We start from the raw sequence: 19,807 nt of genomic DNA, 5'->3' as shown, positions 1-19,807 counted from the left end.
ACAAGAGCTAAAAGGGGAATATTTCACATAAAGTGTCGAAGCGTCTACTTTTTAAGCGAGCAACAACATATCTGAATATTCAAATGATTAACATGCTGCCTTTACCGCGTCAGCAATACGATTTGCATGTGCAAGCACTTGCGGATGATCATCACCTTCAACCATCACTCTGATTAACGGTTCGGTACCCGATTTTCTTAATAAAACCCGTCCGCGAGCACCTAATTGCAACTCAACCTCAGCTTGAGCAGATTTCACCGCATCGGTATCTAACGGATTAGAGTCCCCTTCAAAGCGGACATTAACCAATACTTGAGGCAACATCTTCATCGGCTCTGTTAATTGTTCAAGCGACGCATTTTGACGACGCATCGCTGCTAACACTAAAATACCTGCAACAATACCATCACCGGTAGTACCATGATCTAGGTTGAGAATATGACCAGAGTTTTCACCACCTATACGCCATTCATTCTCCCTCAGCATTTCCATGACATATCTGTCACCGACTTTAGAGCGAACAAATGGAATATCAAGTGCTTGCAACGCTAAATCTAAACCTAAATTAGACATTAAGGTGCCGACCACTCCACCTTTTAAAATACCACGTTTTTGAGCATCTACCGCTAAAATATACAGGATCTGATCACCATCGACTACTTCACCATGACGATTAACCATCATAATACGATCGCCGTCACCATCTAATGCAATCCCTAAATCAGCTTTTTCAGCCAATACAGTCTCACAAATCTTAGCCATTGATGTTGCGCCGACTTTATCATTGATATTGAGTCCATCGGGTTTATCGCCAATAGCAACCACGTCAGCACCCAATTCACGGAATACATTAGGGGCAATATGATACGTTGCACCATGAGCACAATCGACGACAATTTTTAAGCCCTCAAGAGTTTGGTCGGCAGGAAAGTTTCCTTTGCAATATTCGATGTAACGCCCTGCAGCATCTTCAATTCGACGAGCTTTGCCTAATAAGTGCGACTCAACACACACTAACGGCTTTTCAAGTTCAGCCTCAATTTCTAATTCAATTGCATCATCAAGCTTACTGCCATCGGTAGAGAAGAACTTGATACCGTTGTCATAGTAAGGATTATGCGAAGCACTAATTACCACACCAGCTTCTGCACGAAAAGTACGAGTTAAATAAGCCACTGCTGGGGTCGGCATTGGGCCAAGTAATAACACGTTTAATCCAGCAGCTGATAATCCAGCTTCTAACGCCGATTCAAATAGGTAACCTGAAATACGGGTATCCTTACCAATAATCACTTTTTGAGTGCCATTTCGAGACAATACTCGTCCAGCAGCCCAACCGAGCTTCAATGCCAGTTCAGGGGTCATTTTACCCGCCCCGACTCTGCCGCGAATACCATCGGTTCCAAAAAATTTTCTTTGTTTCACAGATCCCTACTTAAGTGATTTCACTGTACTTATAACGTTATTGTGCCGCTGCCACTACAAGTAGGCCATTGTTTCTGACATCACTTTAAGTACATCGACAGTTTCGGGTACATCATGGACACGTATAATATGCGCACCTTGCTGAGCAGCAATCAATGCCCCTGCGAGACTCCCCGCAAGACGTTGATCGGTATCACGCGCTAACAGGTCACCCATCATGCTTTTACGTGATAAGCCCACCAGTAAAGGTAAGTGAAACTCATGCAATTTTGGCAACGCAGCTAACAGGCGGTAATTATGCGCTAAAGTTTTGCCAAAGCCAAAACCTGGATCAAGAATTAAGCGTTCGCGCTCAATTCCGGCTGCTTCGCAGTAAGCTATACGCAATTCAAAAAAAGCGGCAACCTCATCAATCACATCCTGATACTCAGGTTTATCTTGCATTGTTTTTGGCTCGCCCTGCATGTGCATCAAGCAAATTGGCACATCTAACGTGGCAGCCATTGCTAAAGCCCCAGGCATTTGTAATGCGCGCACATCATTAATCAAATTAGCACCGGCATTTACCGCCAGTTCCATCACTTCAGGTTTGCTAGTGTCTATCGAAATCCATACGTCGTGTGTTTTTGCAGTATATTCAATAATAGGAATAACCCGTGCAAGCTCTTGCTCAACAGAAACCTCTGCTGCTCCAGGGCGAGTAGACTCACCGCCGACGTCTATAATTAATGCACCTTGTTCAACCATATAATCAACATGTCGACAAGCTTGTTCGAAATCGATGTATTCGCCACCATCAGAAAACGAATCTGGTGTCACGTTTACAATTCCCATTACTACAGGGGCTGACAAGTCGAGCGTTTTATTGGCATGAGTTAATTGAAACAATGGTATTTTCCTACAGTAGATTAAAAACAAGAAAACCCCTTGCGGGGTTTTCTTTATTCACTAAATTATTTATTTAGCTGGTGATTCATCCGCATCATTAGTATCAGCTTTATTATCGACTTTAGCGTCGGTTTTAGCGTCATCCACTGGCGTTTCAATTTCAGATTTAGGCGTGGTATTGCCATTATCTTTATCGTCAGATGATTCATCTTTTTGCCATTCAGCTGGCATACGCACTTCACGGCGATGCATTAAATCGTCAATTTGCAACGAATCAATCGTTTCGTACTTCATCAGTGCGTCTTTCATCGCATGTAAGATATCCATATTTTCTGTCAACATGGTTTGTGCACGTTGATAGTTTTTATCGATAAACATTTTGATTTCTGAATCAATTAATGACGCAGTATCACCTGACATAGCCTTTGATTTACCCATACTGCGACCTAAGAAAACTTCGTTTTCTTCTTCTGCATAGAGTAAAGGACCCAACTTGTCAGAGAAACCCCATTGCGTAACCATGTTACGTGCAATTGATGTCGCGTATTTAATGTCTTGCGAAGCGCCTGTAGAGACTTGTTCGCTTCCGTAAATAAGCTCTTCGGCTAAACGTCCACCGTAAGCAACTGAAATCTGTGATTCCAATTTGCGACGGCTTTGACTAACAGCATCAGCTTCAGGTAAGAAGAACGTCACACCTAATGCACGACCGCGCGGAATAATGGTTACTTTATGTACAGGATCGTGCTCTGGCACTAAGCAACCAACAATAGCATGTCCGGCTTCATGATAAGCCGTCATCTCTTTATCCGATTCAGACATCACCATAGAACGGCGCTCAGCACCCATCATGATTTTATCTTTAGCACGCTCGAACTCTTCCATACCGACTACACGACGATTACCACGAGCAGCAAACAACGCAGCTTCGTTAACAAGGTTTGCTAAGTCTGCACCAGAAAATCCTGGGGTACCACGGGCAATAACACTTGCTTTAACATCGTCTGACAAAGGTACTTTACGCATGTGTACTTTAAGGATTTGTTCACGACCACGCACGTCTGGTAAACCGACGACGACTTGGCGGTCAAATCGACCTGGACGAAGTAATGCAGAATCGAGTACGTCTGGACGGTTAGTTGCCGCAATGACAATAACGCCTTCATTACCTTCGAAACCATCCATCTCAACCAGTAACTGGTTTAATGTTTGCTCACGCTCATCGTGACCACCACCAACACCTGCGCCACGTTGGCGGCCTACAGCATCAATTTCATCGATAAAGATGATACAAGGAGAAGATTTTTTAGCTTGTTCAAACATGTCACGCACACGAGATGCACCAACACCGACAAACATTTCCACAAAATCAGAACCTGAAATAGTAAAGAATGGCACCTTAGATTCACCAGCAATAGCCTTCGCTAGCAAGGTTTTACCTGTACCTGGTTGCCCAACCATTAACACGCCCGTAGGAATACGGCCGCCTAATTTTTGGAACTTAGTTGGGTCACGCAAATAATCAACCAGTTCTTTCACTTCTTCTTTTGCTTCATCACAACCAGCGACGTCTGCAAAAGTGGTTTTAATTTGATCTTCGCTCATCAATTTGGCTTTACTCTTACCAAATGACATTGCGCCCTTACCGCCACCACCTTGCATTTGACGCATGAAGAATATCCATACTCCAATTAGCAGTAACATTGGGAACCATGAAATAAAGATTTGAGTTAAGAAACCAGATTCTTCAGCTTCTTGGCCTTTATAGTCAATACCTTTAGTTTGAAGATCATTAATTAAATCTTGATCATACATAGGCATAATTGTGGTGAACTTCTCGCCGGTACGTTTAGTCCCTTCAATAGTTCGTTGATCGCTTTTTATTTCGACCTTGTTAACTTGACCATTTCGAACATTGTCCAAAAAGGCGGAATAATCCATCTTCTGCGAATTCGAAGAAGAGGGGGAATAACCCTGGAAAACTGACATCAGCACAACAGCGATGACAACCCAGAGTATTAAATTTTTAGCCATGTCACTCAAATTACTCGACCTCTTAACAGTCCTGCGATTATTAACTTTAGACTACTACAACTTGTAACCAGTCGCCACTAGATAGACTTCTCGAGAGCGCGCTCTAGAGGAGTCTGGTTTACGGGTTTTTACTACTTTGAATGCCTGTTTGACTGTTTTTATGTAGTCGTCAAAGCCCTCCCCCTGAAAGACTTTAACAGCAAAACAGCCGTTAGGCGTCAACACTTGATGACACATATCTAGCGCTAATTCAACTAAATACATAGCTCTTGGCTGATCTACAGCACCCGAACCACTCATGTTCGGAGCCATATCTGATAGTACCACATCCACTTTATCTTGACCTACTCGCTCAAGCAATGCCTGCAGCACTTTATCCTCTCTAAAATCACCTTGAAGAAAATCAACGCCAACAATAGGATCCATCGGTAAAATGTCACAAGCAATCACTTTACCTTTGTCGCCAGTAAGTTTAACAGCCACTTGTGACCAACCACCAGGAGCAGCACCTAAGTCAACGACTGTCATACCCTGTTTTATTAAGTGATCTTTTTGTTGGATCTCTTCTAACTTGAATGCTGCTCGTGAACGTAAGCCTCGTTTTTGGGCTAATTTCACATAGTGATCATCAAAGTGTTCTTGCATCCAGCGAGTTGAGCTCGCCGTACGTTTTTTGGTTGTCATTTAAATTCCGCAACGATTCAGAGTTACATAAGCTCTATATAAGGGTAGAATACCCGTTTTTCAACAGTAACTCAGCAAAAGTTGGTACAAATGAACTTAACAACCAAACAAAAACAGCATTTAAAAGGTCTGGCGCACAGTCTAAAACCAGTGGTGCTGCTTGGTGGCAATGGACTAACTGAAGGTGTTCTGGCTGAAATTGATAGCGCTCTTACACATCATGAATTGATTAAAGTGAAAGTAGCCTCTGCAGACAGAGAGCTAAAAAATGCCATCGTTGACGCCATTGTACGTGAAACCCAGTCTACGAAAGTGCAACTTATCGGTCATGTGTTAGTTATTTTCCGTCATTCGGCTGAAATGAAAATTGCTTTGCCTAAAGCCAAATAATTTCGCACCCTTTTATAAAAAGCCGCTCAATACAGCGGCTTTTTTATTGGAGATGAATTATCGTTAATCAGGGATGATCAGGTATTGGGATAACTTGATAATGTTCTGCCTTTAAGCCTAGAAACTCAGGCAAGGTAGCACCAATTGAAATCGATGACCAAGTACCGGTTAAAATACCAATAAACATCGCGATAGAAAAACCTTCAAGCGGTGCCCCACCCAGAATCCATAAAGCCACTACCGTTATCAATGTAGTTCCTGAAGTGACCATAGTTCTGGAAAAGGTTGATTTAATTGCTAAGTTGTTAATGTCAGTTATATTCCACTGTGGTTTAGCCACTAACTGCTCCCGGATCCTGTCCGCAATAATAATTGAATCATTGAGTGAATACCCCAAAATCGCCATTATTGCGGCTAATACAGTTAAATTAAATTCCATTTGGCTTAACGCAAAAAAAGCCAACACAAATACCACATCATGTACCAAAGCAAACAGTGCACCTGACGCTAAACGCCATTCAAAGCGAAAACTTAGATACCCCATAATACATAGCATGGCGACTAATAACGCTAAACTGCCTTGTTCAACCAACTCTTGGCCTACTTGTGGTCCGACGATACTGCTATTTAACACGTTGATGTCAGTCTTTAATGGCGCCAATACTTCACCCAGTTCTGGGCGTTGATTCTCATCAGGTATATTGGCATATCGTAATACCCAACGGCCTGGTTCACTGGCTGAAATAACACTGACCTCTTGTTGATATGCTGCAGTCATCAATGGCTGTATTTCACTGGCAGTGATGTGATGCTCCACTTGAATCTCTGTGACCACACCGCCGGTAAAATCTAAGCCCCAATTAAACCCTTTTATTCCTATCGCGGTTAACGATAACAGCATTAATACAATCGAAATCAGACTCGATGCATAACGCCACTTAGTTAAGTATTTGAGCTTGTCTGTTGAATAATTTGTTTGAGTTGAGTTCATAAAATTACACCTTAATAGCGCGACGAGTGTCACGACCATAAACTAAGTTGATTAATGCGCGTGAAGCAAAAATACCGGTAAACATACTGGTTAATAAACCCAAACCTAAGGTCAACGCAAAGCCTTGAATAGGGCCATTACCAATCGAAAATAACACCACTGCGGTGATCATCGTGGTGAAGTTAGCATCAAAAATGGTTGAAAACGCACTATCAAATCCCACATCAATCGCATTGGCAAAGCTACGACCTTCCGCAAGCTTTTCTTTTATTCGCTCAAAAATAAGTACGTTAGTATCGACTGCCATACCGACAGTAAGCACTAACCCGGCAATACCTGGTAAGGTCAATACCGCTCCAGGAATGAGCGCTAACAATCCAAATAACATCACCAAATTGGCGATTAACGCTACATTTGCAACCCAACCTAAACGGCGATACCAACAAGCCATAAACAGTAATGTAGCCGATAAACCTAAGGCTAGAGCAGCAAAACCATTAACAATATTCTCGGCCCCTAAACTAGGCCCAATAGTACGTTCTTCCACTATGGTTACAGGTGCAGTCATAGAGCCAGCTCTTAATAACAAAGCTAATTGCTGCGCCTCTTGATGGCTACCTGCTCCAGTGATTTCAAAGCGGTTACCGAGTTGACTCTGAATGGTTGCAACACTGATAATTTTAGTGGTTTGTTTGGCTTTACCTTGTTCATCACGGCTGTATTCGCTATAAGCTGTTGCCATAGGTTTACCGATATTATCTCGCGAAAAATCTGACATTAACTTGCCACCTGCCGCATCAAGACTGATATTGACTTTCGCCATACCAAAATCGCCAGTAGTGGCTCGAGCATCAATAATATGATCACCACCGAGTACTGGTTTTTTTGACACATATACTGGCTCATTATGCTCATCATTCATCACAACAGCATAAAGAGAGTCAGCTTGCACCACTGGATAAAATGCCAAACTAGCGGTTGCACCGATAACATTTTTAGCGGTGGCAGGATCTTGCACTCCTGGTAACTCAATCCTAATCCGGTTCTCTCCTTGACGTTGAACTAGCGCTTCGGTAATACCAAGTTCTTCAATACGGCTGCGCATAATTTGCAAGTTTTGCTGTACAGTTAAGTTGGTTAATTTGAGCTGTTCACTTTGGGAAAGATTGATACTCAAAGTTTGTTGATGGCCTGTGACTTGCCATTGAGGGTACTGCTGACCAATAAATTGTCTTATTTGACCACGAGCATCATCACTGGCGCTGTTAACCGTCAGTTCCGCTCCAGTGCCAAAACGCACCATTACACCGCTGATATGCTGCTCTCTGACAAATTGCTTTACAGCATCACTCACTAATACTGCTTGGTTTTGAAACACTAAATCAAGATCCACATCCAGTAGAAACTGCACTCCACCGCGTAAATCTAAACCAAGTTTAATCGGTTTAACGCCTAAATTTAATAACCAATCTGGGGCCGCTGGAGCTAACGCTAAGGTCACTTGAGCCTGATGTTCAAACTGTTGTGCTAAGGTCTTTTTAGCTTGGGTTTGCATATCGGGATCATCTAACACCACAAGTAAATTATCTTGTTGTTGTTCGATACGCTTACTGTTTATGCCCGCTTGTTGTAACACATGGTGGATTTGTTCCACTGTTAATGATTGGGTCGGTTTAACGGCAAGTTGTACGGCAGGATCTTCACCATACCAAGATGGCAATGCACTCATAAATAAGATGATGAGTGTGCTAATTAATAGCCAGTATTTCCACTGAGCATATTGATTTAACGGTTTGGTATTCGATTTTGATTTCATAACACTTGATCTCACTACATCGGGGTAAAACCTCGATAAAAATGTATGTGAGTGATGATAGGCATTGACCTAATTCATCTACCCACAGCAAAACTCATTAGCAAGGCTAATGACATTTTTAATCAATATAATGTAGTTAACAGGTGTGAGCGTGAACGAAAAGTAAATTAGACTCTTTCCAAGCGGAAAGTCTTGAAGGGGCTGAAGCTGTTGATAATACCCAGTCCAATTGCGGACTAAAGTTAATTTGATAACCTATGGTTAAACTCGGTACTGGCGGAGAAACAAATTCATAGGCCAATAGATAATTAGGTTTTGATTCATCCGATTGATATTGAACAATACTGAGGTAACGCGCTGAATAGGTAGGAACAAAATGAATATCGTTTGAACTAGAATTCTCAGAAACCGAACGTTCAGAGACAGATTTTTCAGAGACTGGGTTGGTTGATGAAGGTTCGCCAACGTAGCCCAACAATGTGCTATTAACATCAATAAGCGTATTGGTTAACGCAGTTAGTTGATTTGAATCTACTGGACTGTTAACTAATGTGTCTTTTGAGCTGTCTACTGATTTAACTGACGCCAAGGTGATATCAATAGGGGTTGAACTTATTGGTTGTTCACAAATTCGATCATCTGTCAGCGAATCCACATTATATGAACAAGAATAAGAAGTAGACGAAGCAAATGGCATCGATGCTAAAACTAACACACGGCTATTGAGGAGGAAGATTGAACACAACCCCACAATTACCAGCATTAGTAGTATACGAGCCCATGGAAACGTCATAATGACCTTATTTAATCAAGCTACACAATTTCTAAAATTCAAAATTCTAAAATTAACATGTCAAAAACACTATCTAATAAAATCATCTAACAACACTATCTAATAAAGTAATCTAACAAATTAGTTTTTAAACGATTTTCTAACAGATTGTTCAAAGAATATTGTTGCTCATACGGTAAAATGTAACAACAATGTAAACTTAAACGATAATATCTATTGCACCTTTAATCTGCAAATGAATTTTTTTACATGTTCTATCATATCTAGCACATGCATTAACTCTACGATGGATATAAAAAAGCACTAAACAGTATTCTATTTAGTGCTATGTCTGGCTAGTGGCCATTATATCGGTATTGGGTTGTGCATAAAAGTATGATAAATGCTTAAGCAGTTAGTTTAATACAATAACTAAAACAAATGGTTAAGAAAAAGACACACTCGATTATTCACAATACTTAAAGATATTTAACCGTTATGATTTCATAATCAGTCAATCCACCTGGAGTGGTAATCGATACTTCATCGCCTTCACTTTTACCAATTAATCCACGTGCAATAGGTGAATTAACAGAAATTAAATTTTGCTTAATATCCGCCTCGTCATCACCGACTATGCGATACGTCACTTCAGCATCAGTATCTATGTTCAAAATAGTTACTGTTGTACCAAAAATGACTCGGCCAGTATTTTCTAACTTTGTGACGTCAATAATTTGAGCGTTAGATAACTTGCCTTCGATGTCACGAATACGTGCTTCACAAATTCCTTGATCTTCACGGGCTGCATGATATTCAGCATTTTCTTTTAAATCGCCTAATTCGCGTGCTGAAGCAATTGCTTCAGTAATTTTTGGACGGCGATCGAACTTTAACAATTCAAGTTCTTTACGTAATTGATCAGCGCCAACTACAGTCATTGGGACCTTACTCATAATGTCTTTGTCTCCTTTAAAAACAAAAGCATCCCGTGCTGACGATAAGTCAACACAGTAAAAATTCAGTTGGAAGTACGCAATCGACTTAGCGTGCGTATCTAGGATGCATCTTTTCGATGATGGCAGACAGCTTACCTAAGCTTTTACAGACTTGCTAGTCATCCATCATCAAAATGTCATAAAAAAGGTCGCCAAAAGGCGACCTTAATCGTTAACGCACCATAAAAATTAGCTTTTGATGCGTTTGTGTAACTCTTGTAAAGACGTCACCTTGATACGATCATCTGCAGAATGCGCTAAACACGTCGCAAAGGCAGCATTTAATGTCGTAGTGTAATTCACTTTATAGCGCAATGCTCCACGACGGATCTGACGTGAGTCTTCAATTGCTTGACGACCTTCAGTGGTGTTAACAATGTAGGTATATTCACCATTTTTAATACGATCAAGAATGTGTGGACGACCTTCATGTACTTTGTTAACTAAGCGAGGATTAATCCCTGCTTCACCTAAAATAATCGCGGTACCATGAGTGGCATCAATTTCATAACCTAGCTCAATCAACTTAGAAGCTAAATCGGCAACGCGTTTTTTATCACTGTTACGCACAGATAATAACGCACGGCCCGATTTAGGCACTTCAGATGTAGCACCAAGCTGTGCTTTGGCATAGGCTTCAGCAAAAGTATCACCCACGCCCATGACTTCACCGGTTGAGCGCATTTCTGGGCCTAATAGCGGGTCAACACCTGGGAACTTATTAAACGGTAATACCACTTCTTTTACCGAGAAATATGGTGGAATCACTTCTTTAGTAAAGTTTTGCGAAATTAAGCTTTGGCCAGCCATCACTCGAGCTGCAATTTTAGCTAACGGCACGCCTGTCGCTTTAGACACAAATGGTACTGTACGAGCGGCACGCGGGTTAACTTCAATCATATAGATTTCGTTATCTTTTACCGCAAACTGCACGTTCATTAAACCGATCACGCCTAATTCAAAAGCCAGTTTAGACACTTGGTCACGCATTCTGGCCTGAATATCAGCACTCAAGGTGTAAGGTGGTAATGAACAACCTGAGTCACCAGAGTGAACTCCTGCTTGTTCAATATGCTCCATAATGGCGCCAACCACCACAGTTTCACCGTCACACACTGCATCGATATCCACTTCAATCGCATCATCTAAGAAGTGATCAAGTAATACTGGTGATGCATTAGATACTTTAACCGCTTCATTGAAGTAGCGTAGTAAATCTTGCTTGTCGTATACGATTTCCATCGCACGTCCACCCAACACATAAGACGGACGTACAACCAACGGATAACCTATTTTTTCCGCTTCTATCACAGCACTTTCAACTGTTGTCACTGTCGCATTTTCTGGCTGCTTCATGTTCAAACGTTGAATTGCTTGTTGGAAACGTTCGCGGTCTTCTGCACGGTCAATCGCATCAGGGCTGGTACCAATAATCGGTACGCCTGCGGCTTCTAATTCGCGCGCGAGTTTAAGCGGAGTTTGGCCACCGTATTGGACGATTACACCTTTTGGCTTTTCGATACGCACAATCTCGAGTACGTCTTCTAACGTTACAGGTTCAAAGTATAAGCGGTCAGATGTATCGTAGTCGGTTGATACCGTTTCAGGGTTACAGTTAACCATGATGGTTTCATAACCGTCTTCACGTAATGCTAATGCAGCATGGACACAGCAATAATCGAACTCAATACCTTGGCCAATTCGGTTAGGGCCACCACCCAAAATCATGATTTTGTCACGGTTCGATGGGTTAGATTCACATTCTTCTTCGTACGTTGAGTACATGTAAGCCGTGTCAGTTGAGAATTCAGCAGCACACGTATCTACACGCTTGTATACCGGATGAATTTCATGGCGATGACGTAGTTTACGAATTTCGCCTTCACTCACACCTAACACATCAGCTAAACGTAAATCAGAGAAACCTTTACGCTTTAATTGACGTAAGTAGTTTTGCTCTAAACCTGACATACCAAGCTCAGCGACTTTCGCTTCTTGGGTAACCAAATCTTCGATTTGAACGAGGAACCAGTGATCAACGTTAGTCAGAGTGAAGATATCATCACGACTTAAACCAGCACGGAATGCATCGGCTATATACCAAATACGGTCACAACCTGGCTCTTTTAATTCATGACGAATACGTTGCATCGCTTCTGGTGATTGTAAATCAACCAGAGAATCAAAACCGTTACGACCCACTTCAAGGCCACGTAACGCTTTTTGTAATGACTCTTGGAAAGTACGGCCAATGGCCATTACTTCACCCACAGATTTCATTTGGGTTGTTAGACGGTCATTTGCACCGGCAAACTTTTCAAAGTTAAAACGGGGGATTTTAGTCACAACGTAATCGATTGCAGGCTCGAATGACGCTGGTGTTTTACCGCCAGTAATGTCGTTGCTAAGCTCATCAAGCGTAAAACCAACCGCTAACTTAGCAGCAATTTTAGCTATCGGGAAACCGGTTGCTTTAGAGGCTAAAGCAGATGAACGTGATACACGTGGGTTCATCTCAATAATAACCATACGGCCAGTATTAGGACAAATACCAAATTGTACGTTTGAGCCACCGGTTTCAACGCCAATTTCACGCAGTACCGCTAAAGAAGCGTTACGCATTAATTGATATTCTTTATCGGTTAGCGTTTGTGCCGGTGCAACGGTAATTGAGTCACCGGTGTGAACACCCATCGCATCGAAGTTTTCGATAGTACACACGATAATACAGTTATCGTTGCGATCACGAACCACTTCCATTTCATATTCTTTCCAACCAATTAATGATTCATCGATCAATAATTCGTTAGTTGGCGACAAGTCCAAGCCTTGAGAACAAATCTCTTCAAACTCTTCTTTGTTGTAGGCAATACCACCGCCGCTGCCACCCATGGTGAAAGACGGACGAATGATACAGGGAAAGCCCACCATATCTAATACGCCATACGCTTCATCCATGTTATGAGCAATACCCGCACGCGGGCAGTCTAAACCAATGGATTTCATCGCTTTGTCGAAACGACTACGGTCTTCAGCTTTATCAATCGCATCCGCTGTCGCACCAATCATTTCAACATTAAACTCTTTTAGTACGCCTTGTGCTTCAAGCTGAAGCGCGCAGTTCAGTGCAGTTTGTCCACCCATCGTCGGTAGAATTGCATCTGGACGTTCTTTGGCGATGATGTTGCGTACCACTTCCCAATGAATAGGCTCGATATAGGTTGCATCGGCCATTTCAGGGTCGGTCATAATCGTTGCTGGATTAGAGTTGACCAGAATAACGCGATAGCCTTCTTCACGAAGTGCTTTACAAGCTTGCGCACCTGAATAATCAAACTCACACGCCTGACCAATAACAATTGGACCGGCACCTAGGATAAGAATACTTTTTATATCTGTACGTTTTGGCATTGCTTCTGTCTTCTCCCAGATAACTACTTGGCGTGCTGACGGTATTGTTCAATTAGCTCGATGAAATGATCGAACAGCGGTGCGGCATCGGTTGGCCCAGGACTCGCTTCAGGGTGTCCCTGGAAGCTAAATGCTGGCTTATCCGTTAGGTGAATACCTTGTAACGAACCATCAAATAACGACTTATGCGTCACCTTGATGTTTGCTGGCAATGTGGTTTCATCAGCAGCAAAACCGTGGTTTTGACTGGTGATCATCACGCGACCATTTTCAACATTGCTCACTGGATGGTTTGCACCATGGTGACCAAACTTCATTTTTAAGGTTTTCGCACCAGAGGCTAATGCAAGTAACTGGTGACCTAAACAAATACCAAACACTGGAATATCAGTTGTTAATATTTGCTGGATAGCAGTAATAGCATAATCACATGGCTCAGGGTCGCCAGGACCATTTGATAGGAAGACCCCATCAGGGTTCATGGCAAGGACATCTGCAGCAGATGTTTGAGCAGGCACTACCGTCACATCACAACCACGGTCAACCAACATACGTAAAATATTACGTTTTACACCGTAATCGTACGCGACAATTTTATATTTGAGTTCCGCTGCTGGTGTTTCAGACTGTAAACCACCGACTAATTTCCAGCTACCGTTACGCCATGTATAAGCTTTATCGGTGGTCACTTCTTTGGCTAAATCCATGCCTTTTAGACCTGGGAACGCTTTCGCAGCTGCCAGAGCTTTCGCTTCATCTAGGTCGCCGACCATAATACAACCGGCTTGGGCGCCTTTTTCACGCAAAATTCGAGTTAGTTTGCGGGTATCAATATCAGCGATACCAACCACATTATTCGCTTTTAAATAATCGCTTAATGATTGTTGGTTGCGGAAATTACTCGCCATAAGCGGTAAGTCACGAATAATTAAGCCACATGCATGAACCGAATCCGATTCTGTGTCTTCATCATTAGTACCTGTGTTACCGATGTGAGGATAGGTTAATGTTACTATTTGGCGTGAATATGAAGGATCTGTAAGGATCTCTTGATAACCTGTCATTGAAGTATTAAATACCACTTCACCAACAGAGATACCGGTAGCACCAATTGCGGTGCCAGAGAATACTGATCCATCTTCGAGTACGAGTAAGGCAGACTGTGTCAACGCGACCTCCAGAAAAGAGCCAAGCCACTTAAAATTATGTGTTTTTATTTTGCACTAAAATACCAATTTTCGATAAATTACGAAATTTTGACAAATTCTAGCGATTGTATAAGAAATCCGTTTTTACGTCTATATTTTGTAGGATTGTTTTCAAAAAAAAACACCAACGAATGGTGTTTTTATTATCTAGTTCAATCCTAATACTTGTTGCATGTCATACAGACCTGCATTTTGATCGGAGAGCCAAAAAGCCGCCCTCATTGCCCCATTAGCAAAGGTCATTCTACTCGATGCTTTATGGGTTATTTCCAACCGTTCGCCTATGTCAGCGAACATTGCGGTGTGTTCACCGACAATGTCACCAGCACGAACCGTTGCAAAACCTATGGTATTAGGATCACGTTCACCGGTAATACCTTCACGCCCAAATACCGCACATTGGTCTAAATCACGACCTAATGTTTGGGCTATAATTTCACCCATTTTAAGTGCAGTACCTGACGGTGCATCCTTTTTATGCCGATGATGCGCTTCGATTATTTCGATATCGGTATAATCACCCATCACTTCTGTAGCCAGTGCGAGCAACTTCCACATCACGTTAACACCGACAGACATATTAGGCGCTAATACCACTGGCACTTGTTCTGAATAGGCACCAATTTGCTCTTTTTGAGCATGATTAAAACCTGTGGTACCAATGACAATAGCTTTGTGATTTTTTGCGCACCAATCGAGATGAATAATGGAAGATTCAGGTGACGTAAAATCAATTAATACGTCAAAGTCGTCAACCACTTTATCCAGTGAATCGGTAATGGCAACATTCATCGCGCCAACACCAGCAAGTACACCAGCATCAATACCGATTAAACTTGAACCTGTACGTTCAATAGCTGCGCCAAGTATTATGACTTGTTGCTGTTTAGCAGATTCAATCAGTGTACGGCCCATACGGCCACTGGCACCAACTACAGCAATTCTCACTTTTGCAGTCATTTCATTCTCCCAGTGTTAACTAAAGGTAAACACACAAACAGCATATACAAAAACGCCTAAGTTAACTTAGGCGTTTTTAACAACTAGATAATTTCTAACAATTCAACTTCGAAGACCAAAGCTGAATAAGGCGGGATTGAAGCACCCGCGCCACGCTCACCGTAAGCCAAGTGATGCGGGACATATAATTTTAGCTTAGTTCCAACTGGCATTAACTGTAATGCTTCAGTCCAACCGGCGATAACACCAGATACTGGGAATTCAGCAGGTTGGCCACGAGCAACAGAGCTGTCGAACACATCACCACTGATGAAAGTACCATGGTAATGAGTACGTACAGTTGAATCATACGTTGGTGTTTCACCGTCGCCTTGTACAAGCACTTCGTATTGAAGACCAGACTCAGTTATCGTAATACCGTCACGCTTAGCGTTTTCAGCTAGGAATGTATCACCTTCAGAGGCAGCAGCTTCTGCAGCAGCTTCTTGTGCTTCTTGTAAACGACGACTAATTTCAGTAAATGCAACTTGAAGCTCTTCCATTGATACTGCGCTTTCTTTACCGGCAAATGCATCAGCAAGACCAGCTTGAACAGCAGGGATATCAATACCTTCAAAAGAGTTTGCTGCTAGTTGCTCGCCCATTTGACGACCTACACCGTAGCTAGCATGCTGTTCCATAGTGCTGAACAAATCTGACATAATAATTTTCTCTCAATAAACATAAAAAATTCGCACAAGAGTTTATCACAATAAACCCCGTAAATGTTGGCAAAAAACGCTATTTAACTTGAGCAATTTTACACTCAGCCAAAGACTGTTTTCTTGCCTGTGTATAAAGCGGCATCACTTGATTCTGTGCCGCTTGCAAGTCTTCAATTCGGTGACTGTGTGACGGGTGAGTCGATAGCAGTTCAGGGCCTTGGGCTCCGCCCGCTTTAGCCATGTTTTGCCACAAATTAACACTTTGAGCTGGATTAAAACCTGCTTTGGCCATTAGCTCAAGACCAACAATATCAGCTTCAGATTCCTGACTGCGGCCAAAAGGTAAAATAATGCCCACATTCGCCCCGAGCCCCAGTCCGGCCATGTACAAATCTTTATTGGCAATACCCGATGCTCCTAATGCGGCATCCGCAGCTTGCATGCCAAGACCCGTTATCTGCGCTCGAGATACTTGCTCGTTTCCATGTTGTGCTAAAACGTGCGCCACTTCATGTCCCATAACCGTAGCCAACTGATCTTGATTCGTCGCCACATTTAGTAAACCGGTATAGACACCAATATGGCCACCAGGTAGCGCAAACGCATTGACTTGATCTGATTCAAACAACACGACATCCCATTGCTGCGATTGGTCGGGCAACACCGCAGTGATACGTTTGGCAACACAGTTCACATATTGAGTTTGCGCTTGGTTTTGACTTATTTTTTCACTTTGCTTCATGGTCTCAAACGACTGAGCACCCATTTGCTGCATCTGTGTATCAGAAAACAACAAGGTTTGCCCTCGCCCTGTTGGCGATTGACTATTAACACAGCCAACTAATAAAGCAGAAACGAGTAGGGTTAGCGCGAGAGGTTTCATGTTGTCATCCCTTAAAATTCATTTAGCCAAAAAGCTAATCGATCATTCATTTATTTTATACCAATCAACTGGACCAATGCACCATTTGCGATATTAAACATCAGCCAGCATTCATGTGTTGATTAACGTGTTGATTTACGTTTAGCGAAATCACTAATACTGCGTTTATTGGCGGTACGACGATTAGCTTGCTTATCGCGCGGCGCTCGCTTACTGTTTTCGCTAATCGGTTTGTCTGTTACCGCAAAACCAGCTAATTCAACTAATGGTAATGCCTGTCCGGTTAATTCTCGAATAGCCTCTAAACTGAGTAATTCAGAATGACCGACTAATGATAATGCCACGCCGCTTAATCCCGCCCGTGCAGTACGTCCAATACGATGAACATATACTGCTGCTTGGGCAGGTAAATCAACATTAATGACTACTGGCAATGCGTCGACATGAATACCGCGCGCTAATACATCGGTTGCGACTAATACAGTAAGTTGTGCCGTTTTGAATTGCTCTAAGGTCTTACTTCGCAGCGCTTGTTCTTTATCGCCATGAAGCGCCGCAGCGTTAACACCCGCTTTAATTAACTTTTTACACAATGCATCTGCATCATCTTTAGCATTCACAAACACCAATACTTGCGACCATTGATGTAAAGCAATTAAATGAATCAGCGCTTTGGCTTTGCTGCCTTTATTGACGTGATAGAGAGTTTGATCAATATCAGCCACGGTACTATTTAAAGCATGCGCTTCAATTCGTACGCAAGATGCAGACTGTACTTTTTGAGCTAATGCGACCAAAGATTCGGGTAACGTCGCCGAAAATAATAACCGTTGGCCACCTGGCATTAATGTAATCAGCGCATTAATATCGGCGATAAATCCCATGTCCAGTAATCGGTCTGCTTCATCAAGGACCAAACTCTGCAGATGTTCAAAATCAATAACACCTTGTTGTGCTAATGCGAGTAAGCGGCCCGGTGTAGCAACGACGATGTTAACCGGTTGAGCTAAGCGCTCAATTTGAAGCTCTATTGCTTCACCACCACAAAGTACCTCTACGCGCAAATTAAGCGATTGTGCCAGCGGCACTAGGTTTTGCGATACTTGTGATGCTAACTCTCTGGTCGGTACGATGATCACGGCAGACAAATGAGCCGTTGGAAGCAGACTAATGCGTTGCAATACAGGCAAACCGTAAGCATAGGTTTTACCGCTGCCGGTTTGGGCTAATGCCAACACATCTTGCCCCGCCAATATAGTTGGAATAGCCAGTTGCTGAATACGACTCGGCTGATTCACTGTCGGCGGTAATGCGGCTAATAAACTTGAATCGAGTGATAACGCTGAAAATGACATGTTAACGCCTAATGTTAATAGGATAAATTGACGATATTCGCCAATAAAAAAGGCTGCTTACCCAAAGTAAACAGCCTTTAACGAGGTCGCTAGATCATCGCGATTAACTGTTTAAATCCTGAAAGAACTTTTTAACGCCATCAAAGAAGCCTTCAGCTTTAGGGCTGTGCTTTTTTGATTCGCCAGTTAACGTTGCTTCAAACTCACGCAATAACTCTTTTTGTTTTTCATTCAAGTTAACCGGTGTTTCCATTACCACTTTACACAGTAAGTCACCTACTGCATGGCTACGGACCGACTTAACCCCTTTGCCGCGTAGGCGGAACATGCGCCCTGTTTGGGTTTCTGTTGGGATTTTAAGGCTAACTTTACCGTCTAATGTCGGTACTTCAATCTCGCCGCCTAATGCTGCTTTACTGAATGAAATAGGTACTTCACAGTAAAGGTTATTGGCGTCACGGGTAAAGATAGCGTGTTCACGCACACTAACTTGAACGTATAAATCACCTGGTGGAGCACCAAACTCGCCTGCTTCACCTTCGCCAGTAAGACGAATACGATCGCCTGTATCGACACCGGCAGGAATTTTAACTGATAAGGTTTTGCTTTTCTCAACGCGACCTTCACCATGGCACTTGCCACAAGGATCTTTAATGATTTTACCGCGACCATGACAAGTAGGACACGCTTGCTGAACAGCAAAGAAACCTTGACGCATTTGCACTTGGCCTTGGCCATGACACGTACCACATGTGGTTGCAGATGTGCCTTTTTTAGCGCCACTCCCGTCACATAAATCACAGGCAGCTAAAGTAGGAATTCGCAGTTCTTTGGTTAAGCCGCGTACGGCTTCTTCTAAAGACAATTCAAGGTTGTATCGTAAGTCACTACCGCGCGCAGCTTGACGCTGACCACCACCACGGCGACCACCACCAAAAATATCACCGAATACATCTCCAAAGATATCGCCAAAATCACCTTGGCCACCGCCGTGTCCACCACGATTAGGGTCGACGCCAGCATGACCAAATTGATCGTAAGCCGCTTTTTTGTCGCTGTCGGTTAAAATTTCGTACGCTTCTTTAATTTCTTTAAAGCTAGCTTCTGCGGCTTTGTCACCCGGATTACGGTCTGGGTGAAACTTCATCGCTAAGCGTTTGTACGCTTTTTTAATTTCGCGTTCACTGGTGTCACGTCCAACACCGAGAACTTCGTAATAATCACGCTTTGACATAGTGTTCTGTTTCTCGAAGGTGTGAGTAAATTGTTAAACTTAAATTATACAAAC

The 19,807-nt window shown here is 42.6% G+C and carries 16 protein-coding genes; 1 reads left to right on the top strand and 15 read right to left on the bottom strand.

What is annotated here, in order from left to right; translation table 11 throughout:
* Window positions 1–87: 87 nt before the first annotated feature.
* The 4 genes from glmM to rlmE all read right to left on the bottom strand — a co-directional run bounded on the left by glmM (window position 88) and on the right by rlmE (window position 5,031).
* Window positions 88–1,425, bottom strand: coding sequence for a phosphoglucosamine mutase (glmM, locus tag AAEY98_RS02030; protein ID WP_351014727.1), 1,338 nt, complete (start codon window positions 1,423–1,425; stop codon window positions 88–90).
* A 54-nt stretch (window positions 1,426–1,479) separates the two neighbouring features.
* On the bottom strand, window positions 1,480–2,259 hold the full coding sequence (gene folP / locus AAEY98_RS02025) for a dihydropteroate synthase (protein WP_392343409.1): 780 nt from the start codon (window positions 2,257–2,259) through the stop codon (window positions 1,480–1,482).
* A 123-nt stretch (window positions 2,260–2,382) separates the two neighbouring features.
* A complete protein-coding gene (ftsH, locus tag AAEY98_RS02020) occupies window positions 2,383–4,356 on the bottom strand; it encodes an ATP-dependent zinc metalloprotease FtsH (RefSeq protein WP_350995907.1) in 1,974 nt (657 codons plus the stop codon).
* A 45-nt stretch (window positions 4,357–4,401) separates the two neighbouring features.
* Window positions 4,402–5,031 carry a 23S rRNA (uridine(2552)-2'-O)-methyltransferase RlmE gene (gene rlmE, locus AAEY98_RS02015; RefSeq protein WP_101085754.1) on the bottom strand — a complete coding sequence of 210 codons (630 nt, stop codon included), beginning with the start codon at window positions 5,029–5,031 and terminating at the stop codon, window positions 4,402–4,404.
* A 90-nt stretch (window positions 5,032–5,121) separates the two neighbouring features.
* Here rlmE and yhbY point away from each other — a divergent pair, with 90 nt between their 5' ends.
* Window positions 5,122–5,421, top strand: a complete 300-nt coding sequence (gene yhbY, locus AAEY98_RS02010; RefSeq protein ID WP_011636455.1) for a ribosome assembly RNA-binding protein YhbY — start codon at window positions 5,122–5,124, stop codon at window positions 5,419–5,421.
* Window positions 5,422–5,488: 67 nt separating this feature from the next.
* On the opposite strand, the gene secF is transcribed toward yhbY, so the two are convergent.
* The 11 genes from secF to dnaJ all read right to left on the bottom strand — a co-directional run bounded on the left by secF (window position 5,489) and on the right by dnaJ (window position 19,753).
* The gene (gene secF / locus AAEY98_RS02005; protein ID WP_351014725.1) at window positions 5,489–6,412 is read right to left on the bottom strand and encodes a protein translocase subunit SecF; all 924 of its coding nucleotides are present in this window, start codon (window positions 6,410–6,412) and stop codon (window positions 5,489–5,491) included.
* Window positions 6,413–6,416: 4 nt separating this feature from the next.
* On the bottom strand, window positions 6,417–8,228 hold the full coding sequence (gene secD / locus AAEY98_RS02000; protein ID WP_351014723.1) for a protein translocase subunit SecD: 1,812 nt from the start codon (window positions 8,226–8,228) through the stop codon (window positions 6,417–6,419).
* Window positions 8,229–8,364: 136 nt separating this feature from the next.
* The gene (locus AAEY98_RS01995; RefSeq protein WP_350995896.1) at window positions 8,365–9,021 is read right to left on the bottom strand and encodes a hypothetical protein; all 657 of its coding nucleotides are present in this window, start codon (window positions 9,019–9,021) and stop codon (window positions 8,365–8,367) included.
* Window positions 9,022–9,479: 458 nt separating this feature from the next.
* Window positions 9,480–9,956, bottom strand: coding sequence for a transcription elongation factor GreA (gene greA, locus AAEY98_RS01990; protein WP_101085763.1), 477 nt, complete (start codon window positions 9,954–9,956; stop codon window positions 9,480–9,482).
* A gap of 231 nt (window positions 9,957–10,187) precedes the next feature.
* The gene (gene carB / locus AAEY98_RS01985; protein ID WP_059746481.1) at window positions 10,188–13,409 is read right to left on the bottom strand and encodes a carbamoyl-phosphate synthase large subunit; all 3,222 of its coding nucleotides are present in this window, start codon (window positions 13,407–13,409) and stop codon (window positions 10,188–10,190) included.
* 23 nt (window positions 13,410–13,432) lie between these two features.
* Window positions 13,433–14,590, bottom strand: a complete 1,158-nt coding sequence (carA, locus tag AAEY98_RS01980) for a glutamine-hydrolyzing carbamoyl-phosphate synthase small subunit (RefSeq protein ID WP_351014782.1) — start codon at window positions 14,588–14,590, stop codon at window positions 13,433–13,435.
* 174 nt (window positions 14,591–14,764) lie between these two features.
* Window positions 14,765–15,577, bottom strand: coding sequence for a 4-hydroxy-tetrahydrodipicolinate reductase (dapB, locus tag AAEY98_RS01975; RefSeq protein ID WP_101085767.1), 813 nt, complete (start codon window positions 15,575–15,577; stop codon window positions 14,765–14,767).
* Window positions 15,578–15,660: 83 nt separating this feature from the next.
* Window positions 15,661–16,278, bottom strand: coding sequence for a BamJ family beta-barrel-assembly machinery protein (gene bamJ, locus AAEY98_RS01970; protein ID WP_351014721.1), 618 nt, complete (start codon window positions 16,276–16,278; stop codon window positions 15,661–15,663).
* A gap of 79 nt (window positions 16,279–16,357) precedes the next feature.
* Entirely contained in the window at window positions 16,358–17,164 is an 807-nt protein-coding gene (locus tag AAEY98_RS01965) for a M48 family metallopeptidase (protein ID WP_162022520.1), read from the bottom strand.
* A gap of 122 nt (window positions 17,165–17,286) precedes the next feature.
* A complete protein-coding gene (locus AAEY98_RS01960) occupies window positions 17,287–18,519 on the bottom strand; it encodes a DEAD/DEAH box helicase (protein WP_351014719.1) in 1,233 nt (410 codons plus the stop codon).
* Window positions 18,520–18,622: 103 nt separating this feature from the next.
* Entirely contained in the window at window positions 18,623–19,753 is a 1,131-nt protein-coding gene (dnaJ, locus tag AAEY98_RS01955) for a molecular chaperone DnaJ (RefSeq protein ID WP_011636444.1), read from the bottom strand.
* Between the last annotated feature and the right edge of the window lie 54 nt (window positions 19,754–19,807).

It is taken from the genome of Shewanella sp. AC91-MNA-CIBAN-0169 (assembly GCF_040310165.1).
GTDB lineage: Bacteria > Pseudomonadota > Gammaproteobacteria > Enterobacterales > Shewanellaceae > Shewanella.
Note: the sequence above shows the minus strand (reverse complement) of the source record. Positions and strands in the feature narration are given on the sequence as shown.

Bases quoted from the DNA above. Each gene is read 5' to 3' on its own strand.
- folP (WP_392343409.1), bottom strand. From the start codon at position 2,259: ATGGGAATTGTAAACGTGACACCAGATTCGTTTTCTGATGGTGGCGAA.
- rlmE (WP_101085754.1), bottom strand. From the start codon at position 5,031: ATGACAACCAAAAAACGTACGGCGAGCTCAACTCGCTGGATGCAAGAA.
- yhbY (WP_011636455.1), top strand. From the start codon at position 5,122: ATGAACTTAACAACCAAACAAAAACAGCATTTAAAAGGTCTGGCGCAC.
- secF (WP_351014725.1), bottom strand. From the start codon at position 6,412: ATGAACTCAACTCAAACAAATTATTCAACAGACAAGCTCAAATACTTA.
- secD (WP_351014723.1), bottom strand. From the start codon at position 8,228: ATGAAATCAAAATCGAATACCAAACCGTTAAATCAATATGCTCAGTGG.
- AAEY98_RS01995 (WP_350995896.1), bottom strand. From the start codon at position 9,021: ATGACGTTTCCATGGGCTCGTATACTACTAATGCTGGTAATTGTGGGG.
- greA (WP_101085763.1), bottom strand. From the start codon at position 9,956: ATGAGTAAGGTCCCAATGACTGTAGTTGGCGCTGATCAATTACGTAAA.
- carB (WP_059746481.1), bottom strand. From the start codon at position 13,409: ATGCCAAAACGTACAGATATAAAAAGTATTCTTATCCTAGGTGCCGGT.
- dapB (WP_101085767.1), bottom strand. From the start codon at position 15,577: ATGACTGCAAAAGTGAGAATTGCTGTAGTTGGTGCCAGTGGCCGTATG.
- bamJ (WP_351014721.1), bottom strand. From the start codon at position 16,278: ATGTCAGATTTGTTCAGCACTATGGAACAGCATGCTAGCTACGGTGTA.
- AAEY98_RS01965 (WP_162022520.1), bottom strand. From the start codon at position 17,164: ATGAAACCTCTCGCGCTAACCCTACTCGTTTCTGCTTTATTAGTTGGC.
- AAEY98_RS01960 (WP_351014719.1), bottom strand. From the start codon at position 18,519: ATGTCATTTTCAGCGTTATCACTCGATTCAAGTTTATTAGCCGCATTA.
- dnaJ (WP_011636444.1), bottom strand. From the start codon at position 19,753: ATGTCAAAGCGTGATTATTACGAAGTTCTCGGTGTTGGACGTGACACC.